Genomic DNA, 26,323 nt, shown 5'->3' on the forward strand with positions numbered 1-26,323 from the left:
CGGGCGTACGTCTACCCACCCGAGGGATCAAGCAAAAGGGGATGTGCCCGGATTTCGAGCCGATCCAGCTTACCAGGTCCACCCGAGCGCGCCCGACCAGCGCCGGAGAGGCCGCGATCCCCCTGCTGGATCAGTAGCGGATCGCGTCGATCGGACGGACCCGGAGGGCGACCAGCGCGGGCACCAGGCCGGCAAGCGCGCCCACGCCTGCCGAGACCAGCAGGCCCGTGACGGCCGCCGACATCGGGAAGGCCGGCGGTTCCTGCAGCATCGCGAACATGTTGTCGGCGACGAGCGGCATCCGCAGCACGAGAATCGCGATCACGATCCCGACGCCGCCGGCGATGACGGTCGCGACGACGCTCTCGAGCATCACCGAGAAGAACACCCGCGTGCCGGTCGCCCCGAAGCTGCGCCGCACACCGATCTCGCGGATCCGGTGGCGCACGGTGACGAGCGTGATGTTCAGCAGGCTCAGCCCACCGAGCGCGAGGATGAGGCCCGAGATTCCGCCCAGCACCAGCAGCATGGGGCCGAACGGATCGAAGCCGCCCTGCTCCTGCTGATAGAGGTAGTCGGTGCGATCGGCCGAGACGTCGTACCCCTCCGGCAGCGATGCGGCGATCGAGGTCTCCATCGCGTCGATGAGCTCCTGGGCGCCGTCGACCGGGATCCACGCCTCGCGGCTCGTGTTCTGGGCGAGCGCATCGGCGCCGATCAGCGCGGCGACGTCGTCGTAGACGAGGAAGCCGTTGAACGAGTACTGATCCTGTGTGGTCGTCACGCCGACCACCACCGCCTCGGCGTCGGTCGGCGCCGAGGGCGTTCCGTCGGCGGACCAGGTGGTCAGCGTGACCGTGACCCTCGGATGCGTCTCCATCGCGGGCGAGCCGAGCGACTCCCACCAGTTCTCGCTGATCACGATCGCCGGCACCAGCCGTGCCGCATCTGCGTCCGTGAACCAGTGGCCCTGCAGGATCGGCACGCGATGCATCACTCCGTAATCCGGGTCGACCGCCTGCATGCCGGCCCACCCCTCGTACGGAAGCTGTGCCTCGAGCCACGCCTGACGCGCGACCCAGTCGATGCCGAAGCGCTCGGCCGTCGCGAAGACCGCGGCATCGAGCGCGTCGCCGTCCGCCGAAGCGACGATTCCCGATGCGTCCGGCTCCCCCTGCGCGGCGCCGATCATGACGAGAGCGGGGCGTCCGCCGCTGCGCTCCATCTGCTCCTCGAAGCCCTGCGAGAGCATCTGCCCCAGGGCGACGACGCCCGTGAACGCGGCGACCGACACGGCCACGACGATCAGGCTGAGCAGGACGCGGAGGCGGTGGACACGCAGCTCCTGCCACGCCTCCGCGAGCGAGCCGGCGGCGGAGGTCAGGGCGCTCATGCGCCGGCTCCGGTGGCCGCCCGCGCCGACGCGGCGGGCTCGAGCACCGGAACGGTCTCGTGCAGCACACCGTCGGCGAGGCGGAACGCGCGCTGCGCGCGCGCAGCGACGTGCGGGTCGTGCGTGATCGTGATGAGCGCGGCGCCCGCCTGCGTGGCGATGTCGTCCAGCAGATCCATGATCGTCGCGCCGGTGTCGACGTCGAGCGCCCCGGTCGGCTCGTCCGCCAGGATGAGCCGCGGTGACCGCACAAGAGCGCGCGCGATCGCCACACGCTGCTGCTCGCCGCCGGAGAGACGTTCCGGCGTCTGCTGCAGCCGGTCGCCGAGTCCGACGCGATCGAGCATCTCGGAGGCGAGCGCGCGACGGCGCCAGAAGCCGCGCCCGCCGTCGTACATCAGTGGCATCTCGACGTTCTCGAGTGCCGTGCGCCGCGGCAGCAGGTTGAACTGCTGGAACACGAACCCGACGTTGCGGCCGCGCGCGCGGTCGCGACGCCCGGCGCTCATCCGCTGCAGCGGCACGCCGTCGAACTCCAGCTCGCCGTCGGTGGGCGCGTCCAGCAGCCCGAGGATGTTGAGCAGGGTCGACTTGCCCGACCCCGAGCGGCCCATGATGCTCAGGTGGTCGCCGACGTGGACGTCGAGGTCGACGCCGCGCAGGATGTGCAGGGGCGCGGCGTCGGGCAACTCCACGGTGCGGGTGATGCCGCGCGCCCGCAGGATCGGGACGCTCACCCCTGCGCCTCGGCGGACGTCTGCTCCTCGGCCTGCGCGGCGGCGGGCACGAACTCGAAGATCGTCTCGCCCTCCTCGAGTCCCTCGCGCACCTCGATGCTCCTGCCGTCGTTCAGGCCGAGCACCACCTCGCGCTCCTCGGGCATGCCGTCGGGCCCCGGCACGAAGACGACGCCCGCCTCGGCCGTGCCGATCACGGCGGTCATCGGCACGACGAGCACGTCCTCGGCGATGCCGCCGGCGATCGTGATGGTCGCGCTGAGGCCCGGGAAGACCCGGACGTCCGCCGGCACCGGGCAGCGCACGGTCGTCGTGGGCGACGAGGGCGCCGCCGAGTCCTCGGCCGGCAGACCCGCGAGCGGGGTCTCGAGCACCAGGCCTGTGCAGGTGAAGGGCGCGGGACCGCCGGCGATCTGGATGGTCGCCTCCTTCGGCTCCGCCGTCAGGCGATACCGATCCTCGGGGGCGATGGATCCCTGGATCCGGAACGTGGCGGGGGCGACGGCGCCGACGGTGTCCCCCGGCGCGACCGCCTGGCCGCTCGCCAGTGAGAGGTCCGACAGCGTGCCGGTGCCGGGCGCGATGATCTCGCTCCACAGGTCGAAGGTGGAGCCGTCCTCCTGGGGGATCTGCTCGCGCACGCTCGCGATGATGGCGCCGGCCGCGACCTGCTGCCCCTTGCCGGCGAACACGTCGACGACCGTGCCCGCCTTGTACGCCGTGATCGCGACGGCGGGATCGCCCGCGACCGTCGCCTTCAGCTCCAGGTCGTTCCGGATCGTGCCGCGCTCGACCGCCAGCTGCGGCTCGAAAAGCGCGCCCGTCGGCTCGGCGCCGGCGCCCATCACGGGCGCCTCGCTCTGATCGGGGAAGAACGCCAGCTTGGCGAGGGCCGCCGCGGCGACGACGCCGATGACGAGCCAGAAGACGGGAAGGATCACACGCCGGAAGACGGCCATGCTGGTACCTCGGTTCGGGGGGAGACGGGACGGTACGCTCACCCTCCCGGGACACGGACCGGGGCGTCAAGGACGCCGCGGACATACCCGGGCAGACCCTGATCGAAATCAGGGGCCGGCGTCCACTCAGCCGCCGAGGATGCGGCGCAGCTTCTCGAGCCGCGCCCCGATCTCCCGCTCGGTGCCGTGAGGCTTCGGCTCGTAGTACCGGCGCCCGCGCAGCTCGTCCGGCAGGTACTGCTGGCTCACCACACCGAGCTCGTGATCGTGCGGGTACACGTAGCCCTTGCCGTGGCCGAGCCGCTTCGCGCCCGGGTAGTGCGCGTCCCGCAGGTGCTTGGGGACGGCGCCCATCCGGCCGGCCTTGATGTCGGCCATGGCGGCGTTGATCGCGTTGTACGCGGCGTTCGACTTCGCGGCGGTCGCGAGGTACGCGGTGGCCTCGGCGAGCGGGATCCGGCCCTCCGGCATGCCGATGAACGCGACGGCGTCCGCCGCGGCCACGGCGATCTGCAGCGCCTGGGGGTCGGCGAGGCCGATGTCCTCGGAGGCCGAGATCACCAGGCGGCGCGCGATGAACCGGGGGTCCTCCCCCGCCTCGATCATCCGGGCGAGATAGTGCATCGCCGCATCGACGTCCGAGCCCCTGATCGACTTGATGAACGCGCTGATCACGTCGTAGTGCTCGTCGCCCTGCCGGTCGTAGCGCAGCAGCGCCCGGTCGACGGCCTGGGCGACGTGCTCGGCCGTCACGGCGGGCGTCTCGGCTCCCTCGGGCGCCTCCGACACAGCCACGCCGGCGCTCGCCTCCAGGGCGGTCAGCGCCCGCCGCGCATCGCCCGAGGCGAGCCGGATGAGGGCGGATCGGGCCTCTGGTTCGAGCTCGACCTCGCCGGCGAGCCCGCGAGAGTCGGTGACGGCGCGGTCGACGAGCACGCCGAGATCCTCGTCCGTCAGCGGCTGCAGCGTGAGAAGCAGCGAGCGGGACAGCAGCGGCGAGATCACCGAGAAGCTCGGGTTCTCGGTGGTCGCCGCGATCAGGATGACCCAGCCGTTCTCGACGCCGGGGAGCAGCGCATCCTGCTGCGCCTTGGTGAACCGGTGGATCTCGTCGAGGAACAGGATCGTCGACTGGCCGTAGAGATCGCGCTGGTTCAGCGCCTCCTGCATGACCTCGCGCACGTCCTTGACTCCCGCGGTGATGGCCGAGAGCTCGACGAACCGGCGCCCCGAGGAACGGGCGATCGCCTGGGCGAGCGTGGTCTTGCCCGTTCCGGGCGGCCCCCACAGGATGACGGACACGGTGCCGGGCGCCTGCGCCTCGGGGTCGGCGAGCGCGACGATCGGCGAGCCAGGCCGCAGGAGGTGCGCCTGACCCGCCACCTCATCCAGCGACGTCGGACGCATCCGCACGGCCAGGGGCGTCAGGCCGCGCCCACCGCCCATCAGGGATCCGCTCGCTGGAGTCATCCCCTCAGACTATGAGGCGCCCCTGACAAACGGTTTGCGGCTCGCGTCTTCGCCCGTGTCGATTTCGACGCTCGCGCCGCCCATGCGTAGGCTCGATCCCGCTCTGCAGGAGGCGCCTCGCCGGCGCCGTCGTCGAGAGGATCCGTCAGACATGGCCGCAGGGGGCAAGGCATCCGCCAAGGAGCGCGCCGCGCGCGAGGCGCGGGAGCGCGCCCGCCTCTACGAGGCGCGGCTCGAGCACCACCGCGCGCAGTCCCGCCGCCGTCGTCGCGACAACATCGTCGCGACCGGCGTCGCCGCCGTCGTCATCGCCGGCGCGATCGGCGGCCAGGCGCTCTTCTACAGCGTGGGCCCGGGCGCCGCCGTCGCTCCCACCCCGACGCCGGGCGTGACGCAGACGCCCGCACCCGTGCCGACGGGAACTCCCGCGCCGAGCGACACTCCGGCGCCCAGCGGCACGCCCTCGGCGACCGAGACACCCGCGGGCTGACGCGCGGCGTCACCGCACCGGGGTCGCCCCTGAGCGGGCGTACTAGGCTAGGCGCGTCCTGTCCCCTCCCGCGGTCACCGCGCAAGGAGCCTCCCCGTGACGATCCCCGATCACACCCCTGCTGAAGAGACGACCCCGGACGGCGCCGACGCCGTCGAGGTCGACGAGACCGCGCCGGAGAACGCAGAGAGCACCGCGTCCGTCGTCGCCGACGAGGTCGCTGAGCCGGAGACGCCGGCCGAGGTGAACGTGCCCGCCGAGGACGCCGCCTCCGCCGCGGAGGAGCCGGCCGAGACCGAGGCGCCCGTGGCGGAGACCGAGGCGCCCACTCAGAGCGAGGTCCAGGCGGACGCTTCCGCCGAGGACGTCGTCCCGGACGCTGAGCAGGCCGCCGAGCCCGAGACGGTCGAGGCCGAGCCGGAGGCCGAGCAGCCCACCGAGCCCGAAGCCGCCGAGGCGGACACGCCGGCGGACGAGGACCAGGCCGCCGCCGCGCCGGCCGCCGCGAGCCCCAAGCCGAGCGCTCCCGCCAAGTCGGCCGCCCCCGCGGCGCCCGCCGACACCACCAAGTGGGGCCGGGTCGATGAGGCCGGCGTCGTCTCCGTCCGCGAGGGCGACGAGTGGCGCGTCGTCGGCGAGTACCCCGACGGCACGCCGGAGGAGGCGCTCGCCTACTACGAGCGCAAGTTCGACGACCTCGCCCTGCGCGTGCGCACCCTCGCCCAGCGCCGTCTCCGCGGCGGAGCATCGGCCGCCGACCTGCGCGGCCAGGCGAAGAAGCTCCGCGAGGAGGTCGTGGGCGCGGCGGTCGTCGGCGACATCGCCGGACTGACCGACCTGCTCGACGCGCTCACCGACTCGCTCGCGGAGGCGAGCGCCGAGGAGGCCGCCGCGCACCGCGCCGCGGTGGACGAGGCCGTCGCCCAGCGCACGGCGGTCGTCGAGCGGGTCGAGGCGCTCGCCGCGCGCGACCCGAAGTCGATCCAGTGGAAGCAGGCGACCACCGAGCTGAATGCCGCCTTCGAGGAGTGGCAGCAGCACCAGCAGTCGGCCCCGCGCCTGCCGAAGGCAACGGGCCAGGCCCTCTGGAAGCGCTTCCGTGACGCGCGCTCCACGGTCGAGCGCCACCGCCGCGCGTTCTTCGCCGAGCTCGACGAGACGCATAAGTCGGCGCGCGACCGCAAGACGAAGATCCTCGAGCGCGCCGAAGCCCTCGCCCCGAAGGGCGAGGACGGCATCCCCGCCTACCGCGCCCTCCTCGACGAGTGGAAGGCCGCCGGCCGTGCCGGCCGCAAGGTCGACGACGCGCTGTGGGCGCGCTTCAAGGCCGCGGGCGACGCGCTGTACTCGGCGCGCGCCGAGCGGGACGCCGCCGAGCAGGCGGAGTCCGCCCCGCGCATCGAGGCGCGCAAGGCGCTGCTCGAGGAGGCGAAGGTCGTGCCCGACACTGCCGACCTGACGAAGGCCCGCCAGCTGCTGACCGGCATCCAGCGCCGCTGGGACGAGGTCGGCCGCATCTTCCCGCGCGACGTCGAGCGCGGCCTCGACGACCAGCTCCGCAAGATCGAGCAGGATCTGCGCGCCCGCGAAGAGGTCGACTGGAAGCGCAACAACCCGGAGACCAAGGCCCGCGCGAACGACGCGACCCGCCAGCTCCAGGATGCGATCGACAAGCTCGAGAAGGAGCTCGCCGCCGCCCAGGACAAGGGCGACAAGAAGGCAGAGGCCGAGGCCCGCGAGGCACTCGAGGCCCGTCGCGCCTGGCTCAAGGCGATCGGCGGCTGACCCCAGCGCTCGCGCTGCTCCAGGGGCGCGCGGCACCGGTTATCCACACCGGGCCGCGCGCCCCTGGGGTTTCCGGGCACACTTCCCGCATGGCCCGCGTCCACTTCGCCCACGACATCCTGTCCCCCGCCGAGCTGTCCGCGGCGCTTCTCGACGGCGAGCTCGCCCGCGTCGGCGGCGCCTTCGCTCCCGCCGACGCGCTGGAATCGCCCGAGCTGCGCGCCGCGACACTCCGGCCGCTCCTCGGCGACGCGCTCGTCGCGATCGGCAGGAGCGCTGCATGGATCCACGGTGCGCTCGGCCTGCCTCCGGACGTGCATCACGTCCAGCGCGGACCACACGGCACCACCCGGCCCGTGCGGCGCGACGTACGGTTCCGCGACACGGCGATCGACAGCGCCGACACCGTCCTGCTCGGCGGCGTGCGGGTCTCGAGCCGGTCGCGCACCCTCGTCGAGCTCGCCCGCGAAGCCGACGACCCGGTCGCCGCCGGTGCGGCCCGGCGCATCGCCAGCCCGGCACTCATCCGCGAGGCGCTCGACTGGATCGCCGCGCACCGTCGACTTCCCGGCCGGCAGCCCGCCATGGCGTTCCTCGCCGGGCTCGCCTCCGAAGGCTCAGCTGAGCCGGATCAGGACGACGTGACGCGGTAGACGTCGTAGACGCCGTCGATGCGGCGCACCGCGTTCAGCACGCGGTCGAGGTGCACCGCGTCCCCCATCTCGAACACAAAACGGCTGAGCGCGAGGCGCTCCTTCGTCGTCGAGACCGTCGCCGACAGGATGTTCACGTGGTGCTCCGTCAGCACGCGGGTCACATCCGAGAGCAGACCGGAGCGGTCGAGCGCCTCCACCTGGATGTGCACGAGGAACACGCTCTTCGTCGTGGGCGCCCATGAGACGGCGATCATCCGCTCGGGGTCGTTCTTCAGCGACTTGACGTTCGTGCAGTCCGACCGGTGGACGGACACGCCGCTGCCGCGGGTGATGAAGCCGACGATCTCGTCGCCCGGCACCGGCGTGCAGCACTTCGCGAGCTTCACCAGGATGTCGTCGGCGCCGCGCACGAGCACGCCGGCGTCGCCGCCGCGGGGTCGGCGCTGACCGACCGTGGGCGGGAGCTCGACCTGCTCGGTTGTCGGCTCCTCGCTGCTCTGGATGAGGCCGCTGACCTTCTCGAGCACCGACTGCGTGGAGACGTGCCCCTCGCCGACCGCGGCGTAGAGGGCCGACACGTCCTCGTAGTGCATGATGTCGGCGACATCCTGCAGCGAGTCCTTGAGTCGCTGCAGCGGCAGGTGATGGCGGCGCATCGCGCGGGCGATGGCATCCTTCCCCTGCTCGATCGCCTCGTCGCGACGCTCCTTCGTGAACCAGCCGCGGATCTTGTTGCGGGCGCGGGTGCTCTTGACGAACGTCAGCCAGTCCTGGCTGGGGCTCGCATCCGGGTTCTTCGAGGTGAACACCTCGACCACGTCGCCGGAGTTCAGGGTCGACTCGAGCGGCACAAGGCGGCCGTTGACCTTCGCACCCATTGTGCGGTGGCCGATCTCGGTGTGCACGGCGTACGCGAAGTCGACGGGAGTCGCGCCGGCGGGAAGTCCGATGACCTTGCCCTTGGGCGTGAAGACGTAGACGTCCTTCGCACCGATCTCGAAGCGCAGCGAATCGAGGAACTCGCCCGGGTCCTTCGTCTCCGACTCCCAGTCGGAGATGCGGGCGAGCCACGCCATGTCGGTGTCGATCGACTTCGGGTCGGGGACGGTCTTGCCGCCCGCCATCCGCTCCTTGTACTTCCAGTGCGCCGCGACACCGAACTCGGCCTGCTGGTGCATCTCGTGCGTGCGGATCTGGATCTCGACCGTGCGACCGCCCGGGCCGATCACCGTGGTGTGGAGCGAGCGGTACAGGTTGAACTTCGGCGTCGCGATGTAGTCCTTGAACCGGCCGGGGAGCGGACGCCAGCGCGCATGGATCGAGCCGAGCACGGCGTAGCAGTCGCGCACCGTCGCGACGATCACGCGGATGCCGATGAGGTCGTAGATGTCGTCGAACTCACGGCCCCGCACGACCATCTTCTGATACACGGAGTACAGCTGCTTGGGGCGCCCGGCGACGGTGCCCCGGATGCGCAGCTCGTGCAGGTCCCGGCTGACGTCGTCGATGACGTTCTGCACGTACTGCTCGCGCTGGGGCGTCCGCTGCTTCACCAGGCTGTCGATCTCGTTGTAGATCTTCGGATGAAGCACCGCGAACGAGAGGTCCTCGAGCTCTGACTTGATCGTCTGGATACCCAGGCGATGCGCGAGCGGCGCGTAGATCTCGAGGGTCTCGGTTGCCTTCTTCTTCGCCTTCTCGGGCGGGACGAAACCCCAGGTGCGGGCGTTGTGGAGGCGGTCTGCAAGCTTGATGACCAGCACGCGGATGTCCTTGGACATCGCCACGATCATCTTGCGGACGGTCTCGGCCTGCGCGCTCTCGCCGTACTTGACCTTGTCGAGCTTGGTGACGCCGTCGACAAGCAGCGCGACCTCGTCGCCGAACGCCGCCTGCAGCTCGTCGAGCGGATAGCCGGTGTCCTCGACCGTGTCGTGAAGCAGCGCCGCCGCGATCGCCCGCGGACCGAGCCCGAGCTCGGCGAGGATCTGCGCGACGGCGAGCGGGTGGGTGATGTAGGGCTCACCGCTCTGGCGCTTCTGCCCGCGGTGCTTCTCGTCGGCGACCGCGTAGGCCTTCTCGATGATCGCCATGTCGCCGCGCGGGTGGTTCGCCCGCACGGTGGTGATCAGGCGCGTCAGGTCGGCGTGCCGCGCGGCCCGGGAGAAGATGCGCGGCACGAGGCGCCGCAGGCTCGGCGCCTGAGAGGTCACTGAATCAGCCATGTTCCGCCCCCTCCCGCGATCGCCGGTCCGCAATGCGGATTCGACAATCCTACGCCGGGGCGGGGCCGGCTCAGGCCGCGCCACGTGCGGCGAGCACCCTCTCGTCGGCCTGGCGGATCGCCGGCTCGCCCTCACGGAACAGCGAGTACAGCGGCGCGGCGACGAACAGCGTCGAGTAGGTCGCGACGATGATGCCGACGAAGATCGACAGCGAGATGTCCGACAGCGTCTCGGCGCCGAGCCAGAACGATCCGATGAACAGGATCGCCGCGACCGGCAGCGCCGCCACCACGGACGTGTTGATCGAGCGCACGAGCGTCTGGTTCACCGCGAGGTTGACCGACTCGCCGAACGTGCGCCCGGACCCCTCCGCATCCTGCTCGGTGTTCTCGCGGATCTTGTCGAACACGACGGTCGTGTCGTACAGCGAGTACGCGAGGATCGTGAGGAAGCCGATCACGGCCGCCGGAGAGATCTCGAAGCCGCACAGCGCGTAGATGCCGACCGTGACGATCAGCACGTCGATCAGACCGATGATCGCGGCGGCCGACATCTTCCACGTGCGGAAGTAGATCGCAAGGATGAGGAACGTCAGCGCGAGGAAGATCGCCAGGCCCCACAGCGACTGGCGGGTGACGTCCTGACCCCAGCTGGGGCCGATGAACGAGGCCGTGACCTCCTCGGGGGCGACGCCGTACGCGCCGGCAAGGGCCTCGGTGACCGCGTGAGTCTCGTCATCGCCGAGCTGCGACGTCTGCACGCGGATGTCGCGGTTGCTGATCGTCGTGACCTTGGTCGTCGCATCCGGCACGACCTCTTCGACGGCATCCGTCGCGAGGGTCTGGTCGGTCGACGCGGGCGCCGAGACGAGGAACTGCGAGCCGCCGGTGAACTCGACCGAGAACGTGAACCCGCCGCGCACGAACGGGGCGAGCGCGGAGAGCACGACGAGCACGATCGCGACGATGAACCAGGTGCGGCGGCGACCGACGAACGGGAAGGAGCTCTTGCCCGTGTAGAGGTCGTTGCCGACCTCGGTCATGGAGCGCATCAGTCGTTCCCCTCCTCGGCGCGCGTGGCGCCCTTGCTCGAAGACCCGGACGGGGCGGCGGCCTGCTCAGCTGCCTTGCGCTCGGCGATCGTCTGGCGACGCTCGGCCTCGGCGCGGGAGCGCGAGGCGCGACCGCGTGCGGCAACGGGCGCGCGGAAGCTCGCCCGGCCGCGGTAGACCGCGCCGAGGGCCGTCGGGTCAAGGCCCGACAGTCGGTGCCCGTCGCCGAAGAACGGCGTGCGCACGAGAAGCTGCATGACCGGGTGCGTGAACATCACGAAGATCAGGACGTCGAGCACGGTGGTCAGACCCAGAGTGAACGCGAAGCCCTTCACGGTGGCGTCGGCCAGGATGTAGAGCACCACGGCCGCGAGGACGTTGATCGACTTCGAGATGTAGATGGTCCGCTTGGCGCGGGCCCAGCCGTCCTCGACCGCGACGGTCATCGCCTTGCCGTCCCGCAGCTCGTCCCGGATGCGTTCGAAGTAGACGATGAACGAGTCGGCGGTGAAGCCGATCGTGACGATCAGGCCCGCCACGCCGGCGAGCGACAGGCGGTAGCCGAGACGCCACGACAGCAGGCAGAGCAGGATGTACGTGAGCACGCCCATCACGACGAGCGACGCGATGATCACGAAGCCCAGTGCGCGGTAGCTGATGAGCACGACGAACAGGCCGACGAGCACAAGACCGATCAGGCCCGCGATCAGGCCGCTCTGCAGCTGCTGCGTGCCGAGCGTGGCCGAGATGGTGTCGGAGCTGACGACCTCGAAGCTCAGCGGCAGCGCGCCGAACTTCAGCTGGTCGGCGAGTGCCTTCGACGTGTCCTGATCGAAGCTTCCCGAGATGCTGGGACGGCCGTCGGAGATCACCGCGTTCATCGACGGGGCCGAGATCACGCTGCCGTCGAGGACGAAGGCGAACTGCGCGCGCGGATCGTTCGGCGACTGCTGCCGGATGGTGTTCAGCCGCTCGCTGATGCCGGCGAACGTCTCAGTGCCCTGCTGGTCGAACTCGAGGTTGACGCTCCAGACGCCGGTCTGCGGGTCGACCCCATTCGTGGCGTCGACGATGGACGACCCGTCCATCTCGACCGGACCGAGGATGTACTTCTGCGCACCGGTGACGTCGCACGTGATGAGCGGCTGGTCGGCGGGGGCCGACGACGGGTCGTTCGCCTCGTCGGCGCAGTTGTACGAGTTGAACTGCGCCCACAGCAGGTCGCTGACCCATGCGGGGTCGGAGCCGTTTGACGGCTCCGTTGTCGGCTGCGCATTCAGGGACGGACCCGGCGTCGGGTACGGCGTCTCCTCGCCGTCCTCTCCGACGAACGTGTTCGTGGGGCCGCCCGTGTAGATCACGGCACGAAGGGCCATCTGCGCGCTCGCCTGGATGCGCTCGCGCGTCTCCTCATCCGCGTTTCCGGGGATCTGCACGACGATGTTCTGCGATCCCTGGGTCGAGATCTCCGACTCGCCGACGCCGGAGGCGTCGACGCGCTGTCGGATGATCGCGACCGCCTGGGAGAGCTGCTCGGCCGAGGGAGCGGCCTCCTCGGTCTGGGCCTCGAGCACGATCTGCGTGCCGCCCTGAAGGTCGAGCGCGAGCTCGGGCACCCAGGTGCCGCCCTTGAAGACGTGCACGCCGAGCGCGTTGGCGCCGAAGAGGATCGCGGTGATGACCAGGAGGCCGGTCAGGACGCGCCAGGCACGGCGCGCAGGAGTGGATGTCGCCACGGGCGGTCAGCTTTCTGCAGCGGGAGGGGGACGAGCCGGAGGGGGCTCAGTCCTTCTTGTCGGTGCCCTGGTCGCGCTTGTCGTCGCCGAGGTCGAGGTCGGGAAGCTCGTAGGCGGGGAAGGCCGACTCGCTGGACGCCGGGGTCGCGGTGGTCTCCGCCGGCTCGGCGGGCTCCGTCCGCGCGTCGGTCTCGGTCTGGGTCTCCACGGCAGTCTCGTCGTCGGCGACATCCTCGGCGTCGGTCTCCGGCTCATCCGCGACCACGGCCGTCTCAGGCGCGAGGTCGACGGCCTGCGTGTGCAGCTCGACGACGACACCGGGGGCGATCTCGACCTCGGCGGGCTTCGACAGGTCGTCCTTGTCGTACGCGACCAGCGTGCCGAACAGACCGGAGCGGGTCATGACGCGAGCGCCGGGCACCATCTTCTCCGCCTTGAGAGCCTGCTCCTCGCGCAGCTTCTGCTGGCGGCGCCGCGAGCTGAAGAACATCCAGATGAGCAGCACGGCCAGGACGACGAGGAGCAGGAGATTCGGATCCATGGGGCGGGAGAGCCTTTCAGCTGGGCGCACGCGCCGTCATCGGCGCGAGAGAGGGGGGATTCGGCGGGAGCCGCCAGACCTCCAGCGATTATAGGTCATCAAGATTCAGCGCCCCGTCCGGATGAGCGACGCCGACGTGCGCGTAGGCCTCCGGCGTGGCGATGCGGCCGCGCGGCGTGCGCCCCATGAAGCCGATGCGCACGAGGTACGGCTCGACGACGCTCTCGACCGTGTCGGGCTCCTCGCCGACGGTCACCGCCAGCGTCGAGAGGCCCACCGGTCCCCCGCGGAAGCGCCGCACCAGCGCATCCAGCACGGCGCGGTCGAGGCGGTCGAGGCCGATCGCGTCGACGTCGTAGAGGTCGAGCGCGGCCTGGACGTCCGCCAGCGCGGGCTGGGTGCCGCCGGAGTGGACGAGTGCGTAGTCCCGGACGCGACGCAGCAGCCGGTTCGCGATGCGCGGCGTGCCGCGGGAGCGCCGCGCGATCTCGACGCGCTGCGCCTCGCCGAGCCGCACGCCGAGCACCGACGCGGATCGCTCGACCACGCGCTCGAGCTCATCCGGTTCGTAGTACTCGAGGTGAGCCGTGAAACCGAACCGGTCGCGCAGCGGGTTGGGGAGCATCCCCGAGCGCGTCGTCGCACCCACGAGCGTGAACGGGGCGAGATCGAGCGGGATGCTCGTCGCGCCGGCCCCCTTGCCGACCATGATGTCGATCCGGAAGTCCTCCATCGCGAGATAGAGCATCTCCTCGGCGGAGCGCGCCATCCGGTGGATCTCGTCGATGAAGAGCACCTCACCCGGCGTCAGGCTCGACAGCAGGGCCGCGAGGTCTCCCGCGTGCTGGATCGCCGGGCCGCTGGAGAGCCGCAGCGGCCGTTCGCTCTCCTGCGCCACGATCATGGCCAGGGTCGTCTTCCCGAGCCCGGGAGGGCCGGCGAGCAGGATGTGGTCGGCGGGCCGCTGCTGGATGCGGGCGGCATCGAGCAGCAGCTGCAGCTGACCGCGCACCTTGTGCTGCCCCACGAACTCGGCCAGCGTGCCGGGGCGCAGCGCTCCCTCGACCGCGAGCTCGACCTCGTCGAGAGGCTCGGGCGCGGTCACGTCGTCGTCAGCCACGCGCGGCCCCCGCATGCTGGGCAGGTCCGAGCAGCGCGAGCGTCAGCCGCAGCAGCGCCTGCACCGACGCGCGGTCGGCGTCGGAGGCCCCCTCGGCGGCCTGCGCGACGGCGTCGCTCGCCACGCGCTCGGGCCAGCCGAGGCCGGCGACCGCCTGCACCACGCGGTCGGTGACGTCCGTCGCCGCGGCCGACGGTGCCGCGCTCGGCACGGGCGGGGCGAGCTTCCCCTGCAGCTGCACGACGATGAGCTTGGCGGTCTTGGGCCCGATGCCCGACACCCGGCGGAACGGCTTGTCGTCGTCCTCGGCCACGGCCGCCGCGATCTGGTCGACGGTGAGCGCCGAGAGCACGCCGAGTGCGGATTTGGGCCCGACCCCGGAGACCGTGAGCATCGTGCCGAACACCTCGAGCTCATCGCGCGTGGCGAAGCCGAACAGCGACAGCGCGTCCTCCCGCACGATGAGGGTCGTGTGAAGGAAGAGAGTCTCCCCGACGCGCGCGGTGCGGGCGACGTCCGGCGGCACGGCGACGGAGAACCCGACTCCCCCGACCTCCACGATGACGCTGTCGGTGCCGGCATGCAGGACAGTGCCGCGCAGGGAGGAGATCATGCGACAAGCCTACGGGCGGGTTCGCACCTATGTTCGAGCGACACGCGCCCGGCGGGTGCGCTTCTCGGCATCGGCCCATGCGCGCTGCGCGGGCGTGAGCGAGGTGTCGGCGCCGTGCGCCTGCGCGGAGGCTCCCCCGCCCCAGGCGTGGCACAGCGCGAGCGCGAGCGCATCGGCGGCGTCCGCGGGCTGGGGAAGGGCGTCGAGCCGCAGCACGCGCTGGATCATCGTCTGCACCTGGCGCTTGTCCGCCGAGCCGTAGCCCGTCACGGCGGCCTTCACCTCGCTCGGCGTATGCGTCGCCGCGGGGATGCCGCGCTCCGCCGCGAGCATCAGCGCGACGCCGCTCGCCTGCGCCGTGCCGGTGACCGAGTGGAGGTTGTGCTGCGCGAACACGCGCTCGACCGCCACCACGTCCGGGGAGTGCGCGTCGAGCACCTCGCGGATCCCGCGGGCGATCGTCGCCAGCCGCTCGGCGATCGGCATCTCGGGGGCCGAGCGCACAACCCCGACGTGCACGAGCGTCGCGGTGCGGTTCCGGGCCACGTCGACGACGCCGACGCCGCACCGGGTCAGGCCGGGATCGATCCCGAGCACGCGCAGACTGCTCATCCGCCCAGCGTAGGCGCGGCCGGCCGCTCGCCCGCCGCGCACCGCCGCACATCCGCCCGTCCGCAGACTCGCCCGCCCGGGCGCAGGCTCACCCGTCCCACCGCGCCACACGCGTCACATCCGGCCCGTCCGCGGGCGTTCGAAGAACCGGATCCGCGTGACCGAGGGACGGGATGGACCTCACCCGTCACACGCGCCACATCAGTCCGGTTTTCGGTCATCCCTCGACGACGCGCCAGTTCGTCGGCCTGCATCGCTCGCTGCTTGTTTACCCCGTACAGGCTCAGGTGCCCCGGCGCAGGCTCATCCGCCGCAGCGGAGCACACGCGTCACAACCAACCTGCGGTCGGGCGCGGGTCACGCGCGCAATCGCGCCGCGTCGCGGCGATACATCCGCGCGTGGCCGGCGAGGTCGTCGCGGCCCGTCTCCGCGGCGCGGGCCTCCGTGAACGCCGCGAGCTCCTCGAGGCGCACAGCGGCCATCGCCCGGACCTCCGCCGTGGACCAGTCGCCGCCGTAGGACGCGACGAGCTCGGCGATCCGCTCATCCGGCGATCCGAAACGCTCCGGATCGAACGCGGGCGCGTCCTCGGCGAGCGGCGCGATCCGATACGCGAGGTACGCGACATCCCACAGGCGCGGGCCGGGAGAGGCGAAGTCGAAGTCGATCGCGGCGAGCCCGGCGCCGGAGATCAGCAGGTTGTAGGGCGCGAAGTCGTTGCGGCAGATCACCTCAACGGGCTCGTGCCTCGACGCACGCCACACAATCGGCTCGGCAGCGAGCGGGGCGCCCGCGTCATGGATGCGACGCAGCAGGCGGGCCGCATCCCGGAGGGTCGCGCGCGACCAGAGCACGTCGGGGGCGGCGTCGGCGAGCACCTCGCCGGGGAGGAAGCTCAGGATCTCCCGCCCCTGCTCGTCGATGCCGTGAACGCGTGGCGTCCCGGGCACCTCGGCCTCGGCGCAGTGCTCGAGCAGGCGGTGGACGGCCGGAGTCCAGGGCCCCGTCTCCCGACGCACGGTGTCGCCGATGCGCACGACGGGGGTCACGTTCCCGCCCGCCAGGATCACCTCGTCGTCGCCGCCCACCGACCCACCGTAGCGACCGTGGACAGGCCACCGAGCCGCCGCGCAGGCTCATCCGTCCCACAGATGCGAAGGCGTCACACCGAGCCTGTCCACGGACGCCCGCGACGACGCAGAACCGCCCCACCCGGCGGACCGGATGGGGCGGTGACGGATCAGGTGGATGCTTACTCGTCGTCCTGCTCGAGCTCTGCCTGCACCTCGGGGGTGAGGTCCATGTTCGTGAAGACGTTCTGCACGTCGTCGCTGTCCTCGAGCGCGTCGATCAGGCGGAAGACCTTGCGGGCCGTCTCGGCGTCGACGGGGACCTTGACGTTCGCGACGAACTCGGCGTCCGCCGACTCGTACTCGATTCCCGCCTCCTGGAGCGCCGTGCGCACCGCGACCATGTCGCTGGCCTCGGTGATGACCTCGAAGCCCTGCGGGTGCGGCTCGACCTCGAGCGCGCCGGCCTCCAGGGCGGCGAGCATCACGTCGTCCTCGCTGGCGCCCTCATTCGAGGCGACGATGACGCCCTTGCGCTCGAAGTTGAACGACACGCTGCCCGGGTCGGCCATGTTGCCGCCGTTGCGCGTGACGGCTGTGCGCACCTCGGCGGCGGCGCGGTTCTTGTTGTCGGTCAGACACTCGATCAGCATCGCGACGCCGCCCGGTGCGTAGCACTCGTACATGATCGTCGTGTAGTCGACGGCCTCGCCGCCGATGCCGGCGCCGCGCTTGATGGCGCGGTCGATGTTGTCCTTCGGGACCGAGGTCTTCTTGGCCTTGAGCACCGCGTCGAACAGCGTCGGGTTGCCCGACTCATCGGGGCCGCCCAGGCGCGCCGCGACCTCGATGTTCTTGATCAGCTTCGCCCACGACTTCGCGCGGCGGGCATCGATGACCGCCTTCTTGTGCTTGGTCGTCGCCCACTTTGAATGACCTGACATGACTCTCCCGCTCTCGTCCTCCGGTCGCGCCTCGCGGCGTCGAGACCTCCTGACAGTCTAAGAGAACGCCCGGCGCGCCGACGGCACGCCCCTCAGGCGCGGATGTGGACGGGCGTGCCGAGGGGCAGCTCACTCAGCACCGCCGTCGCCTCCGCCGAGACGCGCAGGCAGCCGTTGGAGATCGCGCCGCTGCGGTACGCGTGGTAGTGGAACGCCGTGACGGCGACGGGCTGGCCGCCGAACCCCCGCAGCGTCGGCGACTGCACCGACAGGTAGACGAGCGGGTTTCCCTCCGTGTAGGCGAACTCCTCCACGACGTCGACGAACATCACGAACGAGCGTCCCAGCGGCGTCGGGGTCGCCTCGGTCCCCCACGCGAAGTCGTCCGCGACGATCGTCTCCTGCTCGCCGGATCCGTCATCCGTCACGATCCGGACGGTGGTCTCCGACAGATCCACCTCGACCCGGTGCGGGTTGCGCGTGAGATCGACGTCCGCGGTGCGCAGCCAGCCGGTCACCTGCGCGGGGTCGCCGTCCCCCGGCAGCGCCTGACGCCCGGTGAGCAGCACACGGACCCAGTGGTCGTGCTCCTCGATCACGGGCACGACTGAGCCACCGTAGGGCTGCTCCCGCGGAAGCTGCGCCACCGGTTCTCCGCCCTCACGGTCGAACACCGGGGCCGCGACCTCCCTCGGCTGGGCGACGAGGCCTGTGGTCGGGGCGTCGGGATCGTCGTCGAGCGGCAGCCGCGGATTGATCGCAAACACGTCGGCGACCGGCAGCGCGCCGAGGTCGTAGGCCGCCGTGTCGGCCGGCTCACCGCGCAGGGTCGGCGTCGGCGTCGGAGTGGGGGTCGGTGACGGTTGGGCCGACGGCGACTCGACCGAGCGCGCGGTCGATGGGGCGCCCTGCCCCGCCTGGGAGCCCACGGCCACCGCGACCGCCCCGCCGACGACGAGCACGACGACGCCCCACAACGCGATGCGACGGACCCCACTCCCCATGCGTCCATTCCACCACTCCGAGGTGCGAGGATCGAGGGATGAAGATCCTCTCGATCCAGTCGGCGGTGGCGTATGGGCACGTCGGCAACTCCGCCGCGGTGTTCCCGCTGCAGCGCATCGGCGTCGAGGTGCTGCCGGTCTACACTGTCAACTTCTCCAATCACACGGGCTACGGGGCGTGGCGCGGCCCGCTCATCGCCCCGGAGGACGTGCGAGAGGTCATCACCGGCATCGAGGAGCGCGGCGCGTTCCCCGGAATCGACGCGATCCTCTCCGGCTACCAGGGAAGCGAGGGCATCGCGGACGTCATCGTCGATGCGGTGGCACGGGTGAAGGCCGCCAACCCGGATGCGATCTACGCGTGCGATCCCGTCATGGGCAACGCCACGTCCGGATGCTTCGTCGCCCCCGCGATCCCGGTGCTGCTGCGCGACAAGGTCGTTCCCGTCGCCGACCTCATCACGCCCAACCAGTTCGAGCTCGGCTACCTGACCGGAACCGAGCCCGGCGACCTCGCCTCCACGCTCGAGTCGGTCGATCGTGCACGGGACATGGGCCCCCGCACCGTGCTGGTGACGAGCGTCGAGCGACCGGATCGCGAGGAGGGCACCCTCGAGATGCTCGCGGCCGACGACCAGGGCGCCTGGATCGTGACCACGCCCCAGCTGCCGTTCAAGGCGAACGGATCGGGCGACGTCACCGCCGCCCTGTTCACGGCGCACTACCGCGCGACGGGCTCGGCCGCCGAGGCGCTCGCCCGCACCGCGTCGAGCGTGTTCGGCCTGCTCGAGCAGACGCTCGCCTCGGGCGAGCGCGAACTTCAGCTGGTCGAGGCGCAGGAGCACTACGCCAACCCGCGCCGGGAGTTCGAGCCGCGCCAGGTGCGCTGACCGCGCCCGGACGCGAAGGTCAGTTCGCGGGGTACAGCTCCAGGTAGGCGGCCTCCCACTGCGGGGCGTCGGCCTCGCAGATGAAGGACGTCCCGAAGACGGCGATCTCGAGCATGCTCTGACGGATCAGATCCGCCTGATCGGGCGCCTGATCGATCTGTCCCTGGATGAGCGGCGACGTCGCGACGTGCGTCGAGACCGTGTCGGTGGTCACCGTGTGGAAGTTCAGGATCGAGGTCTCGCAGGCATCGAGCGCCAGCGCGAGCGTCACCGCCTCCTCCTCCTCGGTCCAGGTGAGGCCGTTCGACTCGATCCACTCCCGCTGCTCGGCGACGAACGCGATCTGCTCCGGCGTGCGGGCCTTTGCCAGGGATCCGTCGAGCGGCTGCTGCTGGTCGGCGATGAACTGATCCCGCTCGGCGAGGGCGGCCGCGTAGTCGCCGTCCGCGGCGCTCGTCGAGGGCACGGGCTCGACCGAGGGATCCGGCTCTTCAGATACGGCGGGCGCGCTCTCCGAGGTCGCGGAAGGAAGCGGCGCGGGCGTGGCAGCGCTGTCCGACGCCTGATAGGCGCTCCACGCGAGGGCTGCGAGGATGCCGAGCATCACCCACACGACGGTGCCGAGCGCACCCACCACGATGCCGATCGTGGGGATCACCCGGCTCAGTCCGCGGCGGCCTGCGCGTACCAGCGCCACGATGCTGAGGATGAGCCCCACCGGCGCGACGAGCACGGCGAGGATGAGCCCCACGGTGGCGACGGTCTCTGATCCGCGCGGCGCGGCCGGGTTCGCCGGCGGCACCGGGCCTGCCTGCGGCGCCCATGGTCCCCGGGGCGCGGGGCCCGCGGGCGTCGCCATCGCGGCGTCCGGGTCCGTCCCATCGGCAACGGCCGGCTGCGGCGCGTCGGAGGTCGCTCCCGGCGCCGGCGCGACCTGTTCGGTCCAGGCGGTGCCGTCCCACCAGCGGAGGTCGCCGGATCCGTCCGGGTACCATCCGGGAGGCGTTCCTCCGCGCGAGTCTGAATCGGTCATGCGTCCCCCTTCGCAGCCGACCGCGCCGACGCCCGGTCTGCCGCCAGAGTAGCGGGAGGGAGCCGGCGCGGCGCGGGAACTCCGTTGCCCGCGGCGCCGTGTCGATCCGGGTCAGGCGACGGCCGCGACCCTCGCCAGGAACCGCTCATGGAACCGGATGTCGCCGGTCACCTCCGGGTGGAACGCGGTGCCGAGCAGCGCTCCCTGCTCCACGGCCACCACACGTCCGTCGTCGAGGGCCGCCAGCGGCCGCGCCGCTGGTCCGAGCTCCTCGACAAGCGGAGCCCGGATGAAGGCCGCATGCACCGGGGGCCCGCCGAGCTCGGCCACATCCAGGTCGGTCTCGAACGACTCCACCTGACCGCCGAAGGCGTTGCGGCGGACGGTGACGTCGAGCCCGCCGAAGGTCTGCTGCCCGGCGATGCCGTCGGAGATCCGATCGGCGAGCAGGATCAGCCCCGCGCACGTGCCGTAGACCGGCATGCCGTCGGCGATCGCCTGGCGGATCGGCCCCTGGAGCTCGAACGCGCGCGCGAGCTTGTCGATCACGCTCGACTCGCCCCCGGGCAGCACAAGACCGTCGACCTCGGCCAGTTCGGCAGCCCGTCGCACGAGCGTCACCCGCGCGCCGAGCGCGTCGAGCACGCGGGCGTGCTCGCGCACGTCTCCCTGCAGGGCGAGCACGCCGACGCGCGGCGCCCCCGGGGTCACCAGCCGCGCTCGGCGAGACGGTGCGGCGCGGGCACGTCGGCGACGTTGATGCCGACCATGGCCTCGCCGAGCCCGCGCGAGACCTCCGCGATGACCTTCGGGTCGTCGTGGAACGTCGTCGCCTTGACGATCGCGGCGGCACGCCCGGCGGGGTCGCCCGACTTGAAGATGCCGGAACCGACGAACACGCCGTCGGCGCCGAGCTGCATCATCATCGCGGCGTCGGCAGGGGTTGCGACGCCGCCGGCGGTGAACAGCACGACGGGGAGCTTTCCGGTCTCGGCGATCTCCGCGACGAGGTCGTACGGCGCCTGCAGCTCCTTGGCGGCGACGTAGAGCTCGTCCTTCGTCATCGAGCGCAGGGAGTTGATCTCGGACGTGATCTTCCGGATGTGCTTCGTCGCCTCCGAGACGTCGCCCGTGCCCGCCTCGCCCTTGGACCGGATCATGGCGGCGCCCTCGTTGATGCGGCGGAGCGCCTCGCCGAGGTTCGTCGCCCCGCAGACGAACGGCACCGTGAAGCGGTGCTTGTCGATGTGGTTCACGTAGTCGGCGGGCGAGAGCACCTCGGACTCGTCGATGTAGTCGACGCCGAGCTCCTGCAGCACCTGCGCCTCGACGAAGTGGCCGATGCGGGCCTTGGCCATGACGGGGATCGAGACGGACGCGATGATGTCGTCGATGAGGTCGGGGTCGCTCATCCGGGCGACGCCGCCCTGTGCGCGGATGTCCGCGGGCACGCGCTCGAGGGCCATGACGGCGACAGCTCCGGCGTCCTCGGCGATGCGCGCCTGATCGGCCGTGACCACGTCCATGATCACGCCGCCCTTCAGCATCTCGGCGAGGCCGCGCTTGACGCGTCCGGTGCCGGTGGCGGGTGTGGGGGCGTCGACGCGCGTCGTCTGCTCGACAAGGCTCATGGGGGTCTCCTCTCGGCGGCGCACCGGCGGGGACGAGGCACGCCTTTGATCTAGGTCAAACCGTAGCACGTGGTGGGACATACACTCGTCGAGATGACGGACGCGACGCAGCAGATCGAGGGACGCACCGCGATGGAGATCGCCGACAGCGTGCGCACGCTCCTCGAGCGCGGTGCGCTGCGCCCCGGCGACGCCCTTCCCCCGGTGCGCGCGCTCGCCGAGCGGCTCGGTGTGAACCGCAACACCGCTGTTGCCGCGTACGGCCTGCTGAGCCGCGCCGGGACCGTCGTCGCGGGAGGGCGCGCGGGCACCAGGATCGCCGATCTCTCCCCCGTGGCACAGGAGGGCTACGCGCGCGACAGCGTGCTGCGCGACATCGGCGCGGGGAACCCCGACCCCGCCCTGATCCCCGATCCCTCCCGTGCCCTGCGCGCGCTCGCCGGCCGTCCCGTGCTCTACGGCGAGCCGGTGATCGACCCGGGGCTCGAGGCCTGGGCGGGCGGCTGGTTCGCGCCAGACGTCGCCCCCGCCGAGCTGCGCCTGACCATCACGAGCGGCGCGGTCGATGCGGTCGAGCGCCTGCTCGCACAGGCGCTCACGCGAGACGACGCCGTCGCACTCGAAGACCCGTGCTGGCTGGCGAGCATCCACACCGTCCGCCTATCCGGGTACCGCGCGGTGCCGGTGCCCGTCGATGCCGAGGGGATGACGCCGGACGGCCTCCGCGCGGCTCTCGCGCAGGGCGTCCGCGCCGTGGTGTGCACCCCGCGGTCGCAGAACCCGACCGGTGCCGATGTCAGCGCCCGTCGCGCGGAAGAGCTGCGGGAGATCCTCGCCGACCATCCGTACGTGCTGGTGATCGAGGACGACCACTACTCGCTGCTCTCGCAGCGGCCCTTCCACTCGATCGTGGGGCCCGCGCATCGTCGGTGGGCGCTTGTCCGCTCGGTGTCGAAGTTCCTCGGCCCCGACATGAGCCTCGCGGTGACCGCGACGGATCCCGAGACGGCGGAGCGCCTCGCGCTGCGCCTGAGCCCCGGCACAACGTGGGTCAGTCACCTGCTGCAGCGTCTCGCTCACGCCCTGCTCACCGACCGGGACTCGCGCGACACGATCGCGCGTGCCGGCGCGCACTACGCGGCGCGGAACGAGGCGTTCGTCGCGCGGCTCGCGGCGCACGGCATCCGGATGACGGCCGGCGACGGCCTGAGCCTGTGGGTGCCCGTCAAGGCGCCCGCGCGCGACGTCGCCGAGCAGCTGATGCGCCGCGGCTGGCTGCCGCGCACCGGTGACGAGTTCCGCCTCGCGGGCGACGAGCCCTCGCGCCACCTGCGGCTGACGGTGCACGATCTGACGGGCGCGGAAGCAGAGGCCCTGGCGTCCGATCTCGCGGCATCGATCGCCGCCGCCTCCTCCTAGGTGTATGAGGCCAGGACGTTGTTGACGGCAGTGGGAGCGGCCGAGGCTGGCGGTTGACCATCGTGCGCGCCGTGGGGCCGGTGATAGTTGTAGTGAAGGTTCCAGAGTACGAGTCCGTCCGCGCGCTGTTGCTCTGAGTGCCCGGTGCGGGCGTAGAGGAACTCTTCGGCGAGAATCCGGTTGTAGCGCTCCACTTTCCCGTTGTGGCGCGGCGTGTAGGGCGTGATCCGCTGATGCCGCACCGGAAGCACGGCCTCGGCGAAGACTTTCGACCGGTAGCACGCGCCGTTGTCGGTGACGATCCGCTCGATCGACGTGATTCCGTGGGCTGCGAACCAGCGTTTCGCGCGTTCTAGGAACTCGGCGGCGGTGAGGCCTTTCTCGTCGTCGAGGGCTTCGGTGTAAGCGAGGCGGGTGTGCCCGTCGATCGCGGAGTGCAGGTAGACGTACCCGCGCCGGGTGCCGCGCTTCTTCGTCCGTTCGACCGCGCGTGCCTTGGGGCTGTCACGCCCGTGGACGCGCCAACCGCCGCCGTCGGGGATGCGGCCGACCTTCTTCACATCGACGTGTACCATGTGGCCGGGGCGTTCGGCGATGATCCGCTGTGGCTCGCGGTTCGACTCACCGTTCGGGTCGATGAATCTGCGTCGGTTGAGGCCGAGTTGCAGCAGGATGCGCGAGACCGTGCGCCGGCTGACGGCCACTCCGTCGGATGCGAGTTCGAACTCGATCCTCGCGGCCGACCACTTGTGTTTGCAACGCATGCGTTCGATACGGGCGACCAGCATCCGATCCGTGGCGGTGGGCTGACGGAGTGGCGTTGAGGAACGATCCCTCAGCCCGATGTCACCGAACCGCTTGTGACGGTTCACCCATTTTGACGCTGTCGCGCGGGAGATGCCCATCTCGGCCGCAACGTGCGCAATCGGGCGTGTGCGGCAGCGGTCCACGAGCCGCCGCCGGCCCTCTGGCGTCAGCGGCGCGTTCTTGTGCGTCATGGAATGGTTCTTCTGCCCTCGGTCGTCGTCTACGCCGAGAGTGATGCTGCAGGGGCGAGCGCGAGTTTGCCGACTGTCGTGCGCGCTTCGAGATCCTGGAGTACTCGCGGGCCGTCTGCCAGTTCGTGCACCGTCGGAGCGCCGGGCCCGAGGACCCCGCTCGCGATGAGGCCGAACATCTCGCCCATCACCTGGCCGAAGATCTGCGGTGCGGACTGGATCAGGATGCCGATATTGAGCCCGATGAGGTGGATCTGGTGCTTGTAGACGAGGTCCCAGTTGGTGATAGAGGCCTCACCGCCTGCGAGGCCGAACACGACGACACGGCCCGTGATCCGCTTGGCGGCAGCGAGGCTCGCCTCGAGGGTCGCCCCGCCAGCTGACTCCAATACGAGGTCGACGCCCGTACCGTCGGTGAGCCGGAGCACCTCGGCGGCGAGATCGCCGCTGCCCGAGTCGAGGAGGTGGTCCGCGCCCAGATCGTTGACCACCTCGTGCTTCTCAGGGGAGGCCGCAGCGATCACTGTCGCCCCGTAATGCTTGGCAAGCTTCACGGCCACCTGGCCGGTCCCTCCCGCGGCCGCGTGAATGAGCACCGTCTGGTCGGCCTCGATCTGTCCCAGAGGCTTCAGCGCGGCCAGCGCTGTCGGCCAGGACACAACCATTCCCAGAGCCTGCTCGTCGGTCCAGCCCGGCGGCACCGGTGCGATCCCTGCCGCCATCAGCACGGCATACTCCGCGAAGGCCCCTCCCATGATCGTGACGCCAATGACGTGCGAGCCGAGCTCGACGCCGGATACGCCTTCGCCGAGCGCAACGACCTCGCCTGCCGCCTCGATGCCGGCCAGGTACGGAGGCCGGGGTCCGCCTGCGAACACGCCAAGGGATTGCGAGATGTCGACGAAGTTCACGCCAGCTGCAACGACCCGGATCAATATCTCGCCCGGGCCGGGAGCTGGAACAGACACATCCGACACCAGATGAAGATCCTTCGGGCCGCCGAGGGACCGCTGCTGCAGGGCGCGCATCGTTGCAGGAATGCTCATGACCATCCGATCAGGTTTGTTTAGTGATTGACAAACAAAACCTTGTCACGAAGCTCGAGGCCGGTCAAGCTAATCTTGATCGAACGACAAACAAAGTATGGAGGCGCACGGATGGCCAGTCGCGGGCGGCCGCTCACGTTCGACCCCGACACCGCTCTGCAGCGGGCGCTCGAGGTGTTCTGGGAGCGCGGCTACGAGGGCACCTCGATCAGCGAGCTGACTCGGGCGATGGGGATCGCCTCGGCGAGCATCTACGCCTACTTCGGAAGCAAGGAAAGCCTCTTCCGACAGGTCATGGGCCACTATGGGGCGACAGCCGGCGCACCGCCCCGGAACGCGCTCAAGGAGCACGAGACGGCGCGCGAGGCGATCCATGCCATGTTGCGGGCGACCGTCGACCAGATCACCCGACCTGACGCGCCCCACTACTGCATGCTCATCCTCGCCGCACCCACTGGCGCGGTTGAGAACGAACCCATCCGGGAGTTCCTAGCCGATATCCGTCGCTCGCAGTTCACGGCGATCCGCGACCGACTGCAACGCGGGGTGGACGAAGGCGAGCTCGACGTCAGTGAAACCGACATCGACGCCGTCGCACGCTACTACACCACCGTCGTGCAGGGTCTCTCGGTCCAAGCTCGCGATGGTGCAACCCGCGCCGAACTGGAAAGCATCGTCACGGGCGCGATGGCGGGCTGGTCCGCACTCACCACGGCCGCGTAGACCACGCCGCCGGTACTCGCGCGCGTCGGCCATTCCAGTCGAGGCGCCCATCGTTCGATCTACTGCCAGGCATACCCAGCCCCAGCGTCAACAACCTGTTGGCCAGCAACACCTAGGGCGTGTCTGACAAATAGTTCGGCGGCGCGCTGAGAGTCTGAGGTCGTGACGCGGTTTCA

At 70.9% G+C, this 26,323-nt stretch carries 25 protein-coding genes; 6 read left to right on the plus strand and 19 right to left on the minus strand.

Features of this window, described 5'->3' with window-relative positions; genetic code table 11:
• Positions 1 to 130: 130 nt before the first annotated feature.
• The 4 genes from ABD161_RS10705 to ABD161_RS10720 form a co-directional block, all read right to left on the minus strand.
• Complete coding sequence (locus ABD161_RS10705) at positions 131 to 1,393, minus strand: ABC transporter permease (RefSeq protein ID WP_344002428.1); 1,263 nt, start codon at positions 1,391 to 1,393, stop codon at positions 131 to 133.
• Positions 1,390 to 2,130 (minus strand): ABC transporter ATP-binding protein, encoded by a 741-nt coding sequence (locus ABD161_RS10710; protein WP_344002431.1) that lies wholly within the window; start codon positions 2,128 to 2,130, stop codon positions 1,390 to 1,392. The genes ABD161_RS10705 and ABD161_RS10710 overlap by 4 nt, the downstream gene beginning before the upstream one ends.
• A complete protein-coding gene (locus tag ABD161_RS10715) occupies positions 2,127 to 3,089 on the minus strand; it encodes an efflux RND transporter periplasmic adaptor subunit (RefSeq protein WP_344002434.1) in 963 nt (320 codons plus the stop codon). Before ABD161_RS10715 ends, ABD161_RS10710 begins: the two co-directional genes overlap by 4 nt.
• 126 nt (positions 3,090 to 3,215) lie before the next feature.
• On the minus strand, positions 3,216 to 4,559 hold the full coding sequence (locus ABD161_RS10720) for a replication-associated recombination protein A (RefSeq protein ID WP_344002437.1): 1,344 nt from the start codon (positions 4,557 to 4,559) through the stop codon (positions 3,216 to 3,218).
• A 151-nt stretch (positions 4,560 to 4,710) separates the two neighbouring features.
• Between ABD161_RS10720 and ABD161_RS10725 the strand changes: the two genes are divergently transcribed.
• From ABD161_RS10725 to ABD161_RS10735, 3 genes are all read left to right on the plus strand, one after another.
• Positions 4,711 to 5,049, plus strand: a complete 339-nt coding sequence (locus ABD161_RS10725) for a dioxygenase (RefSeq protein WP_344002440.1) — start codon at positions 4,711 to 4,713, stop codon at positions 5,047 to 5,049.
• Positions 5,050 to 5,145: 96 nt separating this feature from the next.
• Entirely contained in the window at positions 5,146 to 6,834 is a 1,689-nt protein-coding gene (locus ABD161_RS10730; protein WP_344002443.1) for a DUF349 domain-containing protein, read from the plus strand.
• An 89-nt stretch (positions 6,835 to 6,923) separates the two neighbouring features.
• Positions 6,924 to 7,487 carry a hypothetical protein gene (locus tag ABD161_RS10735; RefSeq protein ID WP_344002446.1) on the plus strand — a complete coding sequence of 188 codons (564 nt, stop codon included), beginning with the start codon at positions 6,924 to 6,926 and terminating at the stop codon, positions 7,485 to 7,487.
• Here ABD161_RS10735 and ABD161_RS10740 read toward each other — a convergent pair.
• The 10 genes from ABD161_RS10740 to ABD161_RS10785 form a co-directional block, all read right to left on the minus strand.
• The gene (locus ABD161_RS10740) at positions 7,466 to 9,715 is read right to left on the minus strand and encodes a RelA/SpoT family protein (RefSeq protein WP_344002449.1); all 2,250 of its coding nucleotides are present in this window, start codon (positions 9,713 to 9,715) and stop codon (positions 7,466 to 7,468) included. The two genes, ABD161_RS10735 and ABD161_RS10740, sit on opposite strands and share 22 nt — an antisense overlap.
• 70 nt (positions 9,716 to 9,785) lie before the next feature.
• Positions 9,786 to 10,766, minus strand: a complete 981-nt coding sequence (secF, locus tag ABD161_RS10745) for a protein translocase subunit SecF (protein ID WP_135115295.1) — start codon at positions 10,764 to 10,766, stop codon at positions 9,786 to 9,788.
• The gene (secD, locus tag ABD161_RS10750) at positions 10,766 to 12,502 is read right to left on the minus strand and encodes a protein translocase subunit SecD (RefSeq protein WP_344002453.1); all 1,737 of its coding nucleotides are present in this window, start codon (positions 12,500 to 12,502) and stop codon (positions 10,766 to 10,768) included. Before secD ends, secF begins: the two co-directional genes overlap by 1 nt.
• 46 nt (positions 12,503 to 12,548) lie before the next feature.
• Positions 12,549 to 13,043, minus strand: a complete 495-nt coding sequence (locus ABD161_RS10755) for a preprotein translocase subunit YajC (RefSeq protein ID WP_344002456.1) — start codon at positions 13,041 to 13,043, stop codon at positions 12,549 to 12,551.
• 88 nt (positions 13,044 to 13,131) lie between these two features.
• The gene (gene ruvB, locus ABD161_RS10760; protein ID WP_406916308.1) at positions 13,132 to 14,163 is read right to left on the minus strand and encodes a Holliday junction branch migration DNA helicase RuvB; all 1,032 of its coding nucleotides are present in this window, start codon (positions 14,161 to 14,163) and stop codon (positions 13,132 to 13,134) included.
• A complete protein-coding gene (gene ruvA / locus ABD161_RS10765; protein ID WP_344002461.1) occupies positions 14,156 to 14,776 on the minus strand; it encodes a Holliday junction branch migration protein RuvA in 621 nt (206 codons plus the stop codon). The genes ruvB and ruvA overlap by 8 nt, the downstream gene beginning before the upstream one ends.
• 27 nt (positions 14,777 to 14,803) lie before the next feature.
• Positions 14,804 to 15,388, minus strand: coding sequence for a crossover junction endodeoxyribonuclease RuvC (ruvC, locus tag ABD161_RS10770; protein WP_135115300.1), 585 nt, complete (start codon positions 15,386 to 15,388; stop codon positions 14,804 to 14,806).
• 357 nt (positions 15,389 to 15,745) lie between these two features.
• On the minus strand, positions 15,746 to 16,477 hold the full coding sequence (locus ABD161_RS10775; RefSeq protein WP_344002466.1) for a phosphotransferase: 732 nt from the start codon (positions 16,475 to 16,477) through the stop codon (positions 15,746 to 15,748).
• Between the two features lie 164 nt (positions 16,478 to 16,641).
• Positions 16,642 to 17,403 (minus strand): YebC/PmpR family DNA-binding transcriptional regulator, encoded by a 762-nt coding sequence (locus tag ABD161_RS10780; RefSeq protein ID WP_135115302.1) that lies wholly within the window; start codon positions 17,401 to 17,403, stop codon positions 16,642 to 16,644.
• 92 nt (positions 17,404 to 17,495) lie between these two features.
• Positions 17,496 to 18,407, minus strand: coding sequence for a L,D-transpeptidase (locus tag ABD161_RS10785; RefSeq protein ID WP_344002470.1), 912 nt, complete (start codon positions 18,405 to 18,407; stop codon positions 17,496 to 17,498).
• A 38-nt stretch (positions 18,408 to 18,445) separates the two neighbouring features.
• Here ABD161_RS10785 and pdxY point away from each other — a divergent pair, with 38 nt between their 5' ends.
• A complete protein-coding gene (pdxY, locus tag ABD161_RS10790) occupies positions 18,446 to 19,297 on the plus strand; it encodes a pyridoxal kinase PdxY (protein ID WP_344002472.1) in 852 nt (283 codons plus the stop codon).
• Between the two features lie 19 nt (positions 19,298 to 19,316).
• Here the strand turns inward: pdxY and ABD161_RS10795 are convergent, their stop codons facing one another.
• The 3 genes from ABD161_RS10795 to pdxS form a co-directional block, all read right to left on the minus strand.
• On the minus strand, positions 19,317 to 20,330 hold the full coding sequence (locus ABD161_RS10795) for a DUF2510 domain-containing protein (RefSeq protein ID WP_344002475.1): 1,014 nt from the start codon (positions 20,328 to 20,330) through the stop codon (positions 19,317 to 19,319).
• A gap of 111 nt (positions 20,331 to 20,441) precedes the next feature.
• The gene (gene pdxT, locus ABD161_RS10800; protein WP_344002527.1) at positions 20,442 to 21,044 is read right to left on the minus strand and encodes a pyridoxal 5'-phosphate synthase glutaminase subunit PdxT; all 603 of its coding nucleotides are present in this window, start codon (positions 21,042 to 21,044) and stop codon (positions 20,442 to 20,444) included.
• Complete coding sequence (gene pdxS / locus ABD161_RS10805; RefSeq protein WP_344002478.1) at positions 21,038 to 21,961, minus strand: pyridoxal 5'-phosphate synthase lyase subunit PdxS; 924 nt, start codon at positions 21,959 to 21,961, stop codon at positions 21,038 to 21,040. The genes pdxT and pdxS overlap by 7 nt, the downstream gene beginning before the upstream one ends.
• Positions 21,962 to 22,054: 93 nt before the next feature.
• On the opposite strand from pdxS, the gene ABD161_RS10810 reads away from it, so the two are divergent.
• Complete coding sequence (locus tag ABD161_RS10810) at positions 22,055 to 23,380, plus strand: aminotransferase class I/II-fold pyridoxal phosphate-dependent enzyme (protein ID WP_344002481.1); 1,326 nt, start codon at positions 22,055 to 22,057, stop codon at positions 23,378 to 23,380.
• On the opposite strand, the gene ABD161_RS10815 is transcribed toward ABD161_RS10810, so the two are convergent.
• Both ABD161_RS10815 and ABD161_RS10820 read right to left on the minus strand, forming a co-directional pair.
• Positions 23,377 to 24,378 (minus strand): IS481 family transposase, encoded by a 1,002-nt coding sequence (locus ABD161_RS10815; protein WP_344002484.1) that lies wholly within the window; start codon positions 24,376 to 24,378, stop codon positions 23,377 to 23,379. The two genes, ABD161_RS10810 and ABD161_RS10815, sit on opposite strands and share 4 nt — an antisense overlap.
• A gap of 29 nt (positions 24,379 to 24,407) precedes the next feature.
• The gene (locus tag ABD161_RS10820; RefSeq protein ID WP_344002487.1) at positions 24,408 to 25,430 is read right to left on the minus strand and encodes an NADPH:quinone oxidoreductase family protein; all 1,023 of its coding nucleotides are present in this window, start codon (positions 25,428 to 25,430) and stop codon (positions 24,408 to 24,410) included.
• Between the two features lie 105 nt (positions 25,431 to 25,535).
• Between ABD161_RS10820 and ABD161_RS10825 the strand changes: the two genes are divergently transcribed.
• A complete protein-coding gene (locus tag ABD161_RS10825; protein WP_344002490.1) occupies positions 25,536 to 26,147 on the plus strand; it encodes a TetR/AcrR family transcriptional regulator in 612 nt (203 codons plus the stop codon).
• Positions 26,148 to 26,323 lie beyond the last annotated feature (176 nt).

It is taken from the genome of Microbacterium paludicola (assembly GCF_039529675.1).
GTDB classification, from domain to species: domain Bacteria; phylum Actinomycetota; class Actinomycetes; order Actinomycetales; family Microbacteriaceae; genus Microbacterium; species Microbacterium paludicola.